6 protein-coding genes are annotated in these 13,249 nt (G+C 41.5%); 3 read left to right on the top strand and 3 right to left on the bottom strand.

Translation table 11 applies throughout. The features are described 5' to 3' along the window. Positions 1–3,647: 3,647 nt before the first annotated feature. The gene (locus AXF23_RS16055; RefSeq protein ID WP_199222152.1) at positions 3,648–3,872 is read right to left on the bottom strand and encodes a hypothetical protein; all 225 of its coding nucleotides are present in this window, start codon (positions 3,870–3,872) and stop codon (positions 3,648–3,650) included. 4 nt (positions 3,873–3,876) lie between these two features. Here AXF23_RS16055 and AXF23_RS16050 point away from each other — a divergent pair, with 4 nt between their 5' ends. Next, on the top strand, positions 3,877–4,515 hold the full coding sequence (locus tag AXF23_RS16050; protein WP_199222151.1) for a hypothetical protein: 639 nt from the start codon (positions 3,877–3,879) through the stop codon (positions 4,513–4,515). A 224-nt stretch (positions 4,516–4,739) separates the two neighbouring features. Further along, a complete protein-coding gene (locus tag AXF23_RS02435) occupies positions 4,740–5,261 on the top strand; it encodes a hypothetical protein (protein ID WP_233251224.1) in 522 nt (173 codons plus the stop codon). A gap of 1,202 nt (positions 5,262–6,463) precedes the next feature. On the opposite strand, the gene AXF23_RS02425 is transcribed toward AXF23_RS02435, so the two are convergent. Next, positions 6,464–6,814, bottom strand: coding sequence for a cyclopropane-fatty-acyl-phospholipid synthase (locus AXF23_RS02425; protein ID WP_107624176.1), 351 nt, complete (start codon positions 6,812–6,814; stop codon positions 6,464–6,466). A 392-nt stretch (positions 6,815–7,206) separates the two neighbouring features. Continuing rightward, complete coding sequence (locus AXF23_RS02420; RefSeq protein WP_107624175.1) at positions 7,207–7,575, bottom strand: SMI1/KNR4 family protein; 369 nt, start codon at positions 7,573–7,575, stop codon at positions 7,207–7,209. A 5,058-nt stretch (positions 7,576–12,633) separates the two neighbouring features. Between AXF23_RS02420 and AXF23_RS16205 the strand changes: the two genes are divergently transcribed. Then, positions 12,634–13,233 (top strand): AlbA family DNA-binding domain-containing protein, encoded by a 600-nt coding sequence (locus AXF23_RS16205; RefSeq protein WP_233251223.1) that lies wholly within the window; start codon positions 12,634–12,636, stop codon positions 13,231–13,233. Positions 13,234–13,249 lie beyond the last annotated feature (16 nt).

Below are 13,249 nucleotides of genomic sequence, written 5' to 3'. Positions count from 1 at the left end.
AAAAATACTTGAATAAACAGAACAATGTTATGACCTGTATAATGATGGATTATCTTTTACACAACAGAAAGAGTGTTTTACGCTCGTTAGATATGTATAGGATCATTCTTGGGGGTTGTTCACGTAAACAAAATTCGGGAATGTGCGGCGAAAGAAAGATAGCTAAACGATAACAAAAATGAATACTTAAGCATGAGAAATAATAAATTAAATAAGACGTGCATGTACCTCAATCGAGTAGTAATGAAACCGATTCGCTTACTAACAAACAACTTACAAAAGCGGAAAGAATCATTACATTATTTCGATTAAAGCTACTACATTGAGAGACGTAATTATCTCGAAAGAATAAGCACATAACTCACAAGAAATCAAACAATTACACAGAGTATTGAAGAGGACGTCACCCTTGATACAAGAAAGGCCCCTTCAATACGCAAGAAAGGCATATTCTCGAACGTTGAAAGGCATGTTCTTAAATCAAGAGAAGCACATGGAAAGATTGAGAAGAGTAAAAATATTGACAAACAGTAAAAGGGTGAAGAGGAGAAAAGGGTGAGGGGAACTCATTTTGTGAACTCGTTTTGTGAACAAAATTCTGTAATACAATGTAAGAGAAAGGAATATAAGACTCTCGTGGAAATATTAATCTCTCACAGAGTTCACAAATGAACAGAATTGACAGAGGGCTTGTACAGAACCCTAAAAGGAACAGAAATCACAGAGACTAAAGGACTGTGGGAGGAACAAAAATACTTGAATAAACAGAACAATGTGAGGACTCGTATAATGATGGATTATCTTTTACACAACAGAAAGAGTGTTCTACGCTCGTTAGATATGTATAAAAACATTCTTGGGGGTTGTTCACGTAAACAAAAATCGGGAATGTGCGGCGAAAAAAAATAACTGAACGATAACAAAAATGAATACTTGAGCATGAGAAATGAAAAACTAAATAAGACGTGCATGTACCTCAATCGAGTAGTTATGAAACCGATTCGCTTACAATCAAACAACTTACAAAAGCGGAAAGAATCATTACATTATTTCGATTAAAGCTACATCATTGAGAGACGTAATTACCTCAAAGAGATAAGCATATAACTCACAAGAAATCAAACAATTACGTAGAGTATTGAAGAGGACGCCCCTCTTGATACAAGAAAGGCCCCTTCAATACGCAAGAAAGGCATATTCTCGAACGTTGAAAGGCATGTTCTTAAATCAAGAGAAGCATGTGGGAAGATTGAGAGGAGTAAAAATATTGACAAACAGTAAGAGGAGGAAGGAGAGAGAAGGGTGGGGGAAAAGACTACCGAGAAACCCCTATAAGAAAGAGGTCACAACACCTAACACAGCTGGCCCCTCCCCCGACCCCTCCCCCGGAGGGAAGGGGAGTGATCACCGAGATACCCCTATGAGGAAGAGGCCCCTCCCCCTTCCCCTCCCCAGAAGGGAGGGGCGTAATCACCGAGATACCCCTATGGCTAATCATCAACACCTAACAACTATCACCCAACACCCCTCTTTAGCAGTAATGATCTGTGAACTCTGTATGCCGGAGGCCTTCTGTGGGCTCGAAACTGTGCGCCAAAAAGTTCTATTAAATCTGTGAGTTCTGTGAGAGAAAGAACTACCCAAGAACTGTGTTAGCAGCCTAATAGGGGTAACCTCACATACTACGCCCCTCCCTGCGGGGGAGGGGTTGGGGGAGGGGCCACTATCTTGTGGGATCGAAACTGTGCGCAATAATGCTCTGTAAGATCTGTGAGTTCTGTGAGAGAAAGAAAAGTCCTTCATGAGAGAAAGAACACCTCAGCGAGTTACATGCGTCTCATCTCATAGCGAGGGTGCATTCTATTTCTCACAGATTTACACAGATGAACAGAACACACAAAGGCCCATAAAGATAGCGGCCCCTCCCCCGACCCCTCCCCCGGAGGGAAGGGGAGTGATCACCGAGATACCCCTATAAGAAGGATATCGGCTTTGTGTTGTCCCTTATTAGTATCTACGATAGTTTTAACGCTCTGTGATATCTGTATGCCGGAGGCGTTCTGTGAATTCGAAACTGTACGCAAAAAGATTCTGTTAAATCTGTGAGATCTGTGAGAGAAAAAACTCACCAGCAATTTGTTTGTATATCATCTCATAGCGAGGGTGCGTTCTATTTCTCACAGAAAGACACAGAAGAACAGAACACACAGCATTCCACAGAGACATTAAGTCAACCGATTTCACAGAACCTTACAGCCAACGTTAGCTAATCATCAACACCTAACACTCAACACTCAACACCCGTCTTTAGCTGAAACGTTCTGTGAATTCTGTATGCCGGAGGCGTTCTGTGAGTTCGAAACTGTGCGCTAAAAGGGTCTGTTAAATCTGTGAGCTCTGTGAGAGAAAGAACTCCCCAGCAAGTTTCGCAATTGTTCTTTTTCTCACAGAGAACAAAGAAGAACAGAACACACAGCATTCCACAGAGACATTAAGTCAACCTATTTCACAGAACGTTACAGCCAACATTAGCAATAACGCTCTGTGATATCTGTATGCCGGAGGCGTTCTGTGAGTTCGAAACTGTGCGCAATAATGCTCTGTAAGATCTGTGAGTTCTGTGAGAGAAAGAGAAGTCCTTCGTGAGAGAAAGAACACCTCAGCGAGTTACATGCGTCTCATCTCATAGCGAGGGTGCATTCTATTTCTCACAGATTTACACAGAAGAACAGAACACACAGCATTCCACAGAGACATTAAGTCAACCGATTTCACAGAACGTTACACCCAACAGAGGCCTCACCCCCAGCCCCTCTCCGAATGGAGAGGGGAGTGATCACCGAGATACACCTACATGTCCTCCAAATGTTTAGCATTCACTCTCCTTCTATTAGCAGGCTAATTGAGGTAACCTCACATACTACTCCCCTCTCCATTCGGAGAGGGGCTGGGAGTGAGGCCTCTGTGATATCTGTATGCCGGAGGCGTTCTGTGAGTTCGAAACTGTGCGCAAATGGGTTCTGTTAAATCTGTGCGCTCTGTGAGAGAAAAAACTCACCAGCGTGAAAGAAATACTTACTCACACCTCGTGTCAGCAGGCCAGTAAAGGTAACCTCACATACTAACAACCAGGTGGCCCATCCCCCGATCCCTCCCCAAAAGGGAGGAGCGTAATTACAGAGATACCCCTATAAAAAGGATGTAGGCTTCGTTATATCCCTTAATGGCAGTCATGTAGGGGTAACCTCACATACTACGCCCCTTCCTGCGGGGGAGGGGTTGGGGGAGGGGCCACTGTCTTGTAGGGGTAACCTCACATACCACGCCCCTCCCTGCGGGGGAGGGGTTGGGGGAGGGGCCACTATCTATGTAGGTTTGTGAAACCTATTCACCTGTGTAATTATGTGAGAAAAAGAATGCAAGAGACTCGTTGGGAGTTTTATCTCTCACAGTGGACACAGAATGAGCAGATACTACTTTGGACTCGAGTGGAGCTTATCGGTTGGGGAGTCTCAAGTCATGTTCCCATCCAATTATTACTCCTAATTCCGTATGATCTGTAATTTATTCTCTTATGTCTTTGCATTTCTGAAAGAAAAAACTATCTTTGCAGAAACCAAATAAACAAGACCTATGTCTATAAAACATCACTGATACTTAATGGTCAAAGCTATGTTATCAGGCTGTTCAACAATTGTTTTTGAAATTTCTGTTGGCCGGAAAGCCTTCTCAAAGTAGTCTTTAGCTGATGAATGACATTGCGTATGCTGATGGATACCCCCTCCGATAATATCATTTTGGAGCTGATGGTGAAGACGGAGGAAAGCCCCATTGCGAAGAAGAAATGACCACTTACGTTCAGATCTCTCCAATGAAATGTCTATCAATAGGTGGCTCAATATAGAACGTAGATTACTATGGATGTGGAATAAGCGTCCACAGACAGTGGGAAGCATAACAATTACAGCTATCGTGCCAGGCATCGTTACATATCATGTCTATTGGGATGGAAGAATAGAGAAACATATTCCGAGAGCAATACAGAAAGGATATGAGGATAAATACAAGTATATCTATCATGATGAAAAGGGACAGAAGTATGAAATTGGCTTTGTGAGTATTAAACCTACAAAAGTGTATGGAGCGAAAAGTGGGACTGTTAATCTTATCGATTTAAGATGTGTACAGGACGTATATAGAGATGGAAATAAGCATTATAAACTAACGATAAGTTCACAAAGAGCCTACGCGAATGAGCAAACATGGGCAAGCCTTTTAGGTGAAATGTTAGAGGTCTGCTTTGATGATATTGTTTGTAATGGATTCAGTATGTCTGATGGTTCGCCGGTGGTAAGCCCTTCCCATCTAAATGGGAAGAATTGTGATAAAAGATATTTACGTAAAGATAGAAGTGGAAAGATATTAGGCCTTACCGCTACTCCACACGAACTTGATATAAAAAGACAAATTGCATGGAATGAAGCATTATATAAATTTGGTTGGAAAAGTTTATGAGGTTGGCCCTATAAGATAGGTGGGAACATATATGATCTACCCCATACTAAGAAATACCCTAACCATCATCACCATTTACATTTACAAGGATATTCACCCAACTTAAATATCATTAAGGAATGAGGAATAATATATTATTTATTTTACTAATCCTGTTCTCCTTCTACAATTGCTATGCTGCGAAAGAAAAGGGGAGAGAGAGCAGAGTCCATAATGAGAAATATATGTTCGCTTCTAAGGATGCTGAACAATATTACCAGATGACTCCTGACTCTGTGAAGTATGTTTGTTGCAATACAGACTCATTGCCAATGGCTGTTTTTATGCCTAATGACCAACTGTGTAATGGTATCAAAGAAAACATATTTGATGTCAAATCAGAAGAAAAGATACCATATTATACCATAAAAACTATTGTATATAAGGATATAGTCTGTAGAATAATTATATACAACTACACGGGAGAAAGCGACATTGACTTTCTTAATATTCAGATAAACTCATATAAGAATAATAAACTTATTGACAGACTCTTATTAGACAGTCGGTTCATTTCTGAAATTATGTACTATAATGATTTCACCATAACAAAGGACTTTGTAATAACGTTACATAAATATCATAAGACCCTTGTTGAGATTGATGAGAATGGTGATATCATAGGAGGTGTCGTTAATCCCAAAGTTCGTATGGAGACTGTAAGATATTTTCTTGACGACACAGGATTATTTCAACGGAAGAAATAGGCTCTATAACGAATGATGTGGGACCACCCTGTGCACTGGAACTATCGAACGAAAAGAAGCGGCCCCTCCCCCGACCCCTCCCCCCGGAGGGAAGGGGAGTAATCACCGAGATACCCCTATGAGGAAGAGGCCCCTCCCCCTTCCCCTCCCCAGAAGGGAGGGGCGTAATCACCGAGATACCCCTATGGCTAATCATCAACACCTAACAACTATCACCCAACACCCTTCTTTAGCAGTAATGCTCTGTGAACTCTGTATGCCGGAGGCCTTCTGTGGGCTCGAAACTGTGCGCCAAAAAGTTCTGTTAAATCTGTGAGTTCTGTGAGAGAAAGAACTACCCAAGAACTGTGTTAGCAGCCTAATAGGGGTAACCTCACATACTACGCCCCTCCCTGCGGGGGAGGGGTTGGGGGAGGGGCCACTATCTTGTGGGATCGAAACAGTGCGCCAAAAGGGTCCGTTAAATCTGTGTGCTCTGTGAGAGAAAAATATACCCTGCGACTTTAGCATACAAAACTAATGTGAGAGAAAAAACTCCCCAGCGAGTTGTTTGTGTATCATCTCATAGAGTGGGTGCGTTCTATTTCTCACAGAGTTACACAGAAGAACAGACACACAAAGGTGCATAAAGATAGCGGCCCCTCCCCCGACCCCTCCCCCGGAGGGAAGGGGAGTGATCACCGAGATACCCCTATGGAGAGGATGTAGGCTTCGTGTTGTCCCTTAATGGTTTCTATATTAGTTGAAACACTCTGTGAACTCTGTATGCCGGAGGCGTTCTGTGAGCTCGAAAGGTGCACCAAAAGACTCGGTGAACTCTGTGCGCTCTGTGAGAGAAAAACCTATCCACAACTCTCAAGTGTTTTCTTTTTCTCACAGAAGAACACAGAAGAACAGAACACACAAACTTTCACAGAGACATTAAGTCAACCGATTTCACAGAACATTACAGCTAATGTTAGTTGAAAGGCCTCTGTGAACTCTGTATGCCAGAGGCCTTCTGTGAGCTCGAAATGTGCGCAAAAAGGCTCAGTGAACTCTGTGCGCTCTGTGAGAGAAAAACCTATCCACGACTCTCAAGTGTTTTCTATTTCTCACAGAAAAGCCCGGAAGAACAGAACACACAGGGTTAAATACAAGTGATGCCCACCGATACGCCGACTATATATAATAAGGTGTTAATGTCTCCGAGTCCTTTCAGTTTATTGTTCACGAAACTGTTTCAGTTTCTTCTCGATAAAATTAAAGTCATTAATAGCTTTCTTTTTATCCTTCGCACGGTCGTATTTCTCTCTCCATTTCCTTATCCCATAGAAATAAAACTTCAACCCTTCAGGGGTCAAATCACCAATTTTTATTTGCGACTCAGTCGTCGCCTTTTCATTTTCCTTTAATAGAACCCGCGTGGTAAAACCGTTATCTTGCAGAAATCGAACATAGTTCTCGAAGAAAAGGAACTGTTCTTCCTTAAACTCCTCTGAGGTTGGGTCTGGTGCTGATAAAGCCGACTTAAACAGCCAATCTAACTTTTCTATAATACGCTCTTTATCCATGTCACTTTTATCATGTTATTTTTTGATTACTCATCGATACTCTACTGTATATCAGATATTTAACTATTATATACTTCCAAAGTCCAACCTGTTATAGAACGCTCCTCCCTATCCGAACCTACTTAAGTTTCGCTTAGCACAGAAGTCTCCTTTCTAATGCCTGTTAATACTCTTGACACCCTTTTTATCGCCTTTTTTTTAGCATCAGAGAAACCATCGGTAAGGCTCATCGGGCCAACCCATTAAAGAGGTATCGTTTGTAAATTTCTCATTCCACCCCGCTTGAAAAAGGCATAAACAACCATTCGTCAGTGCAGAACTAAGATGGTTGTCAGATACTCCCCCAGTATTTTACGTCTTATTCCAAATAGCCTAAAACATCGACAAAACAATTATTTCTCCTCGACTAAAGCTATGAAACGAAGAATATCATCAGCCTCCTTTTTCATCTCCGATGCCCCTAATGCTCCAAGATCATTTGAATATATCGAGTCGTCGTTGGGATTATCTCTGCGAATAAAGTAGGCTAAATCGCCGTCCTGACCAATCATAAAATAGTTAGGTTCGAACGCTTCAATCTCATACGTCAGGTTTCTTTCCTCCAGATCAGCGTAAGAATACATACATATTCCTGTTCCTTTTATTTCAAACACATCTCCTCTGTCGATTTCGGATAGGAAATCAACATACGAACTGGGAAACTTCATATTTAGTCGCTGCACAAGTTCAGCTATCTGTTTATTATTTTCTTCTGTGTTCATAATTATATTTCATGTGTAAAGTGCAAGCCTATCTAAACCTTCGTCTCATAGGTTTTCTAATTGTTTATGCGACTTTCATATCGGTTACATAACCTGTTTTGATGTCATCACCGCATCATTCATCTTCTGATAAATCATTTTATTAGCATGCTTCAAAGTACGCCCCATTCATCATTCCCACTCCGTCTTGTTTGTTTCAAGGCTCGGCTGCCCACGACAAACATTATCTATATATAGCTGATTGTCCGCTCCTTCTACTTTTACAGAGTTAGGTCTGGGCAAAAGAGGGTGCCAGTATCAGCGCAAAACGTATGATTTTTCTTCAATAATTTCGCTGTGTTTTGTACTTTATATTTACCATTCAAGCATCCATACGCAGCCCTAACATCATCATAAACATAACGAACACCCCTGCTATTTATTGTATCAAGCGTTCGTGGAAGGGACTGGGACGAGGCCTCTTTTGCCCCGCTGGTCGAGCGAGGGGCTACGAAGCAATGCCTCGCAGAACTAAACAGCAGGGGACGGAGGAGGGAGCACCATCAGCAAGAATGCTAAGTATGCGAGCAGGAAATGTAAGGATTCTTCGCTAACCAACCTCTCTACATTCGAAAAGGGGTGCGAGCATGTGCCGAGAAAAGGTCCTTCTACGTTCGAGAACATGCCCCTCTTGCACGTTGAAGACGCCCTTCTTGGAGCAAAAAAGGCATAGTCTCATATTCTATCCGTAACATTCTGATTTCGTGTAGGTTATAAATGCAATCACAAGACACATTATACTCATATTTAGAAAAAGTCTCTCTTAAAGCAATGTAATATTTTTTTATCATCCTATGAACTCTCATCTATCCCAAACCTCATCGCCAAGTTTAGCAGTAACGCTCTGTGTTCTCGGTAAGATAAAAACTTTCCCCACGAGTCTCCAATGTTCTTTTTCTCACAGAAGAACACAGAAGAACAGAACACACAAAGGCCCATAAAGATAGCGGCCCCTCCCCGACCCCTCCCCCGGAGGGAAGGGGAGTGATCACCGAGATACCCCTATAAGAAGGATATCGGCTTTGTGTTGTCCCTTATTAGTATCTACGATAGTTTTAACGCTCTGTGATATCTGTATGCCGGAGGCCTTCTGTGGGCTCGAAACTGTGCGCAAATGGGTTCTGTTAAATCTGTGAGCTCTGTGAGAGAAAAAACTCACCAGCGATTTGTTTGCGTGTTATCTCATAGAGAGCGTACTTTCTTTTTCTCACAGAAGAACACAGAACAAGATGATGTGCGAACGGCTCACATATCGAACTTTAGTAGCCTATCCGACAGAATCGATAAGCTCCCTATTAGTCGCCAAAAGCCATCATGTGGGAATTAAGCAGCAGTCGACTACGTCATTTTTAGCACTTCTATGGTTAGCGTCTTGGTAATAGAAACATATTTCGTCACCGTTTTTAGACCAGGTGCAAGAGGCCTTTCGCTGCCGTGCAAGTGGCTTTACGGGGTGGACACATAGAATGATAAAACATGAAAAGACTATACATTGAAGGGTCTAATTACTTTATTATAAACACAAAGAGTATACATAAAATTCAATAACACAGGGGGTTATAAGCTATTTAAGACTCGAAAGAAAGCGTAAGAAATGTTTACAGAACTGGGGACAGCCATCCACTTAGTAGGTGTCAGTGCGACAAATAGGGAGAGAAAACTGACGATACACACGCAGGTTATGTCGACAAAAAAGGAACATCTTTCTTTCTTAGCAATCTGAACGAACTGAACAGAAGCACAAAGCGGCTGCGACAAATAAGGAACATGACCTCTTCAGGGAGGAAGACGACATATTGGGAATGTTTAGAAAACACTTAATAAAACACGATAAAAGACTGATAATCAGTGAGGCTATAAGCGTTGATGAAAGTAAAGTGCGACAAAAAAGTGACAAGTTTTGTTACTTCTTCTACGTAAATAACGCTATTCTTCTGCGTAAAATGCTTATTATTAACGAGTTAGAACACTGATAGGGTAGGAGACAGTTAAAAATACATTCCCTATCTGTCGCACGTACTTTGTAGGCGAAGAAGCTGCAAATAACTGGCGTAAAGACTCGAGGATTGATGAGAAGCGACGAAAAGGGAGGAAAAACTCGACCGCTGTGAAGAGTGAAAGACGACAAAAAGGGAGGTCGCTTTCTGCCGTTTTTGGGGGTTGTGAAGAGCTGCTTGAGGACACGAAATGGATAGTAAACTGAATACAAATCGACGATGAACAACGACTAAGAAAATTATGGTCAAACGACTTGAAAAGTAAACAAACAAAAAGAAGAAAAACTGAGTTGGTACGTAGAGGGGTAGGGTAGAGATATAAAGATATTCTTATAAAGATACATTTTTATATATTTCTTACCAAATGAAAACTAACAGTAGTATAATTCTTAATAGCTATGAATAACCGTAAATATTGTATTTAGTTGATTTATAAGCACTTAATATAATAGTAATTAATTATATAAAGATATATTTATAATCATTTATAATCACTTAAAATATCATGTTTGTTCACACTGAAAGGCGACAAAAAGCATAGAAAGGACGAAGAGACAGAAGATAAAAGGGCTCGGGAGCGCATCTTGCATGGACTACAATTATGGGAAAACGAGCCATGAAAAAACTGAAAGAAAAGGCTGAAAAAGGATAAGAAAAAGGTGCCGAAAAAATCGAAATGAGCTATACGTATCGGGCCATCCGCGCCGCCCAACGTCTGAGAACGTTGTCGGAAAACGGAGGGTGGGGCGTGAGGAGGGGGCGAGAAGACAAGTGCGACAAAAAGGGAGGGTGCATTAGAAATTTGTTTAAAATCGTCTTCACACACGGCAAGAAATTCTATATACTTTTAAATTAAAAAACTTCTTCTCAGGTTAGATTATCGTTATACAATCTTTATAAGATTTAGTAAGGACCGTTGAAACATTTAACACTCAACGAGTTACAAGGATGTTTGGCGACAAATTAGTAAGTTAGCGGCGACAGATAAGTAAGTATGATGCGACAGAAAGGTAAGTATGGTGCGACAGTTTAGTAGCTACTTGGGGGGTGTAGACGACAAGTTAGGAGGTTGACTGCGACGGATAGGGAGGGAATCGTGGGTTGTTGTGAAATAAATATACAAATAAGTCGAATTTTGAGGGGTTTTGTTTCTTTTCTCTCTGTGTGTTGTCTGTGTTCGTGGCTTTGGACTTCTAAATCTTACCTTATCCTCTTCTTTTGTGTGACATGTTAATGACTTGTTTTACTGATAGTTATTTTTTTGACGGTAGAAGTGGGTGACAAAAAGGGAAGAATTAGCGTTGCAGTGTTTTAGACTAGTACCGACAAAAAAGTAAGATGATAAAAATAGTTTACAAGTAAGGGCAGGATAAGGGGCTAATAGATGGTGTTGACAGGGTAAGAAGACAGGAGAAAGGGGGACAGGGGAACACGTTGGTGGCGAGAAGAGACAGGGTAACAGATGAACAAGTTCGAGGAGTAACGGGCAAGTTGACGAGTTGATGGGGAGACGAGTTAACAAGTTGTATGCGAGAGGAGACAGGGTAACAGATGAACAAGTTCGGGGAGTAACGGAGAGGGGAGAGTGGGCTGGGGACGGAAAGGGAGTGGAGTGGGGGTGGAAAGGAAACGGGTGGGGAGAATGGAAGGCATGTGAGGGGGAGGAGTATTTTATCTTGATGTAAATTTGTTTTGCCCCACATGAATGCAATGCGTGCGTATTAAAAAAGAAGAAGGGGCCTTTCTGTATTTGAGAACATGCCTTTCTTGCATGGAGAAGACGCCCTTCTTGAAGTAAGACAGGCATGGTCTTGAATGGTATGTGTAACGGTCTGATTTCTTGATGATTGTGGGGTTTGAACTGTGGGAAGTAATACTTTGGGAGAGGGGACTATATGGAAATTTTATCTCTCACTGAGTCTATAAATAAGAGGTTCGTTGGGAGTTTTGTCTCTCATAGAGATCATGAATCGAACAGAAGACTTTCATCGAACGTCTTAGGTCGTGGTATGTTTTATTTCTCACAGAGTTCACGGATTTAACGGAGGGCTTTCTGCGAACGTCTTGAGGCGTTGGGAGTTTTATCTCTCACAGATTTTCACAGATGGACAGAGGCTAAGCTGCTAACGGGGGAACCCACAAACGTCTGCAAGCAGACGACAGATATCACAGAACGTTATAGACAATTTTAGTTGAAAGGGTCTGTGTCATCGGTTGACTTAATGTCTCTGTTGGCCTTTGTGAGTTCTGTTCTTCTGTGTAGTTCTGTGAGAAAACTAAGATAAGTGAATCGTTGGATAATTTATCTCTCACAGATTTTCACAGAGGAACAGAGGCTAAGCTGCTAACGGGGGAACCCACAAACGTCTGCAAGCAGACGACAGATATCACAGAACGTTATAGACAATTTTAGTTGAAAGGGTCTGTGTCATCGGTTGACTTAATGTCTCTGTGGGCCTTTGTGAGTTCTGTTCTTCTGTGTAGTTCTGTGAGAAAAAGGGGCCTTTTAAGAGATTTGCGAGTGAAAAGAGCCGCCTAAGTTTAGAACTTTGAAGAATTATTACACTGGGAGCAGGAGGGTGCGGAGGATTATTAAAACAAAGCAAGTGATGGTATGGAGGCACCATCGGTGTGTGGAGAGACGGAGGTTGGTTGCGGGTTTTATTAGTGACTTTATGGCCCAAAGCGATTATCCCAAGAGTTGTCAGGAGTCTGTACGCTACACCTCCATCGCTCTTTGTGACATCGGCCCCTCTGTGATATTGCCTTTACCTCTGTCCACTCGGTGTCTCTATGTGCCTTTATGTAAGGACTTTTGTTATTACTGTATATCTCGGGAGAACCACAAAGATTGTGTATATGATAAGGATGAAACCAAGAAAAAATGAATTTTGCATCACCAGTTCAATGCTTTTATGAAAAGATTGCCTAAATTTGCACTTACTAACTGAGCCTGTAAGCAGATGAAGATCTACAATGAGATAAAGGAACTTAAAAGCTTACTCGCAGCAAACAATTGAATATGGAAACAAAAGATATTACCACGTTACTCTTAATGGGAGAGCGAATCAATTTTGAGACGAAAAAGGCAGAGAATAGTATCCCAAAGTCTGTATGGGAGACTTATTCTGCTTTTGCCAATACGATTGGTGGTTATATTCTTTTGGGGATATCAGAACAAAAAGGAAGAGAAGGAAATCTACTCTACACGACAACGGGTATCAAGAATCCAGAGAAACTAAAGAAGGAACTTTTTGACACATTAAACAGTGATAAAGTCAGTACCAACATTCTGACTGACACAGATGTGGAGGTTGTGGAGTATGAAGGGAGATGTCTGTTGTCTATACATGTTCCTCAGGCAGATTATCGACAACGTCCTATTTATTTAAATGAAAACCTAAACAAAGGAACTTATAAGCGGAATCATGAAGGAGATTATCATTGCACCGAGGAGGAGGTAAAAGCAATGATACGCGACTCTAATGATGCTGGGAACGATGGTATCTTGATAGACCATTATAATATGGAAGATATAGACATTCCCACGCTGAGTGCTTTTCGCAATAGGTTTCGTTCTGCCCACCCAGAACATTTATTAAACGATTATGATGACAAGTAGTTTCTTAGAAATTTAG

Source organism: Prevotella sp. oral taxon 313 (genome assembly GCF_003043935.1).
Taxonomy (GTDB): domain Bacteria; phylum Bacteroidota; class Bacteroidia; order Bacteroidales; family Bacteroidaceae; genus Prevotella; species Prevotella jejuni.
This window is presented reverse-complemented; position numbering and strand designations above follow the sequence as displayed.

Bases quoted from the DNA above. Each gene is read 5' to 3' on its own strand.
- AXF23_RS02420 (WP_107624175.1), bottom strand. From the start codon at position 7,575: ATGAACACAGAAGAAAATAATAAACAGATAGCTGAACTTGTGCAGCGA.
- AXF23_RS02425 (WP_107624176.1), bottom strand. From the start codon at position 6,814: ATGGATAAAGAGCGTATTATAGAAAAGTTAGATTGGCTGTTTAAGTCG.
- AXF23_RS16050 (WP_199222151.1), top strand. From the start codon at position 3,877: ATGTCTATCAATAGGTGGCTCAATATAGAACGTAGATTACTATGGATG.
- AXF23_RS02435 (WP_233251224.1), top strand. From the start codon at position 4,740: ATGTTCGCTTCTAAGGATGCTGAACAATATTACCAGATGACTCCTGAC.
- AXF23_RS16205 (WP_233251223.1), top strand. From the start codon at position 12,634: ATGGAAACAAAAGATATTACCACGTTACTCTTAATGGGAGAGCGAATC.